We start from the raw sequence: 2,170 nt of genomic DNA, 5'->3' as shown, positions 1-2,170 counted from the left end.
GGTCAACACGGTGCGGCTGCGGGAAAACGGCCCGCTGGCGGTCCACGCCGAGATCGTTCTCGACGGCGAGACTTCTTATCGTGCCACGCTCTGCCGCTGCGGCGCTTCGGAAAACAAGCCGTTCTGCGACGGCAGCCACAACAAATCCGGTTTTGCCGCCACCGGCGAGCCGCAGCTGAAGGACACGCCGGCGCTCGAAGCGAGAAATGGTCCGCTGAAAGTGACGCCGACCACCAATGGCCCGCTCAAGCTTGAGGGCAATCTCGAGATCGTCACCGGAACCGGCCATACGGTCGACCGTACACAACGCGCCTTCCTCTGCCGCTGCGGCCATTCCGCCAACAAGCCGTTCTGCGATGGCACGCACAAGAAAGTGGGGTTTGTCGGGTAGGTTGGCGCTTCGGCCAACGCTGCCAATCTCCGCCTTGGCCCAGCGCTCGCAGCTTTATCGACCCGCCCGCATCGGCTAAAGGCAGGGGCAGACAGACTCCCCAGCCGGACCGCCGCCAAAAATGACAGCCAAGACCAAGCCAAAACCGTTGTTCCTCGGAATCGACACCGGCGGCACCTATACCGATGCCGTGTTGTGGTCTGAAACAGAAGGCCCGCAAGAAGGGCCGAACAAGGGCAAGGTGCTGGCCAAGGCCAAGGCGCTGACCACCAGGCATGATCTTGCCGTCGGCATTTCCGGCGCCGTCGACGCGGTGCTGCAGAAAGCCGGAACCGATCCGGCTGATATCAAGCTGGTGTCGATGTCGACGACGCTTGCCACCAACGCGCTCGTCGAGGGCCAGGGCGGCCGCGTCGCGCTGGTGATGATCGGCTTTTCCGAGGGCGACCTCGCCCGCGACGGGCTGAAGGCCGCGCTCGGCACCGATCCGGTGGTTTTTTGTCCGGGCGGTCACGACGTGCATGGCAATGCCGCCAAGCTCGATCTGTCCGGACTGGAAGCGGCGCTGCCGGAACTCGGCGCCTCGGTGTCCGGCTTTGCCGTCTGCGCCTACTTCGCCACCCGCAATCCGGCGCATGAGATCGCCGCCCGCGAGTTGATCCGCGACAAGTCCGGCCTGCCGGTCACATCGAGCCACGAGCTGTCGGCCAAGCTCGGCGGCCCGCGCCGGGCGCTGACCACTTTGCTCAACGCCAGGCTGATCTCGATGATCGACCGGCTGGTGGCAGCAACCGAAGGCTTCCTCGAGGCGCGCAACATCGCAGCACCGCTGATGGTGGTGCGCGGCGATGGCGCGCTGGTTTCAGCCGCTTTTGCCCGCCAGCGACCGATCGAGACCATCCTGTCCGGCCCGGCCGCCAGCCTGGTCGGCGCCCGCCACATGACCGGGCTCGACAATGCTGTGGTGTCCGACATCGGCGGCACCACCACCGACGTCGCCGTGCTCGACGGCGGCCGTCCCAGGCTAGATCCGGAAGGCGCCACCGTCGGCGGCTTCCGCACCATGGTCGAGGCCGTCGCCATGCGCACCTTCGGCCTCGGCGGCGATTCCGAAGTGGCGCTGGAGGATGGCGCGCTCAACCCCAGGATCCTGCTCGGGCCGCGCCGCCTGGTGCCGCTGGCGCTGGCCGGCATGGCGCATGGCGTAGCGCTGATTTCAGAGCTGGAGCGTCAGCTGCGGGCACCCAATCCCGGCCGTATGGACGGCCGCTTCGCGGTGCGCACCGGCGTGCCGGACCGGCTCGCCGCCGGCCTGACCGGCGCCGAAGCCAGGCTCTACGAGCTGATTGGTGCCGTGCCGCTCGCCGTCGACAGGCTTTTGACCTCGAACGCGCAGAACGCGACGCTGAACCGGCTGGTGTCGCGCGGGCTGGTGCATGTCGCCGGCTTCACCCCGTCGGACGCCGCCCACGTGCTGGGCAAGCAGGCGAACTGGGATCCCATCGCCGCGCGCCTCGGCGCCGAACTGTTCGCCCGCAAGCGTGACGGCCGTGGCCAGAACATCGCCGCTTCGCCGGAAGCGATCTCGGAACGGGTGCTGGTGACGCTGACGCGCTGGTCGGCCGAATATATCCTCGAGACCGCCTTTGCCGAGGATGGGCTCGATGGCGCCGCGACAGTGGCGCACGCCCTGGTGCAGCGCGCGGTCGACGCGCATCCCGGCATCGCCCGCCTGAGCGTCGCGCTCGACCGCCCGGTCATCGGCCTCGGCGCCTCGGC

At 68.1% G+C, this 2,170-nt stretch carries 2 protein-coding genes; both read left to right on the top strand.

Features of this window, described 5'->3' with window-relative positions; translation table 11 throughout:
• Positions 1-391 (top strand): CDGSH iron-sulfur domain-containing protein (locus EN969_RS27910; protein ID WP_206525245.1); only part of this gene is annotated, 391 nt, incomplete at its 5' end.
• Positions 392-512: 121 nt separating this feature from the next.
• A partial coding sequence (locus EN969_RS27905; protein ID WP_164758549.1) for a hydantoinase/oxoprolinase family protein occupies positions 513-2,170 on the top strand: 1,658 nt, incomplete at its 3' end.

Origin of the sequence: Mesorhizobium sp. M7A.F.Ca.CA.003.01.2.1, assembly GCF_003998945.1 — a bacterium.
GTDB classification, from domain to species: domain Bacteria; phylum Pseudomonadota; class Alphaproteobacteria; order Rhizobiales; family Rhizobiaceae; genus Mesorhizobium; species Mesorhizobium ciceri.
Note: the sequence above shows the minus strand (reverse complement) of the source record. Positions and strands in the feature narration are given on the sequence as shown.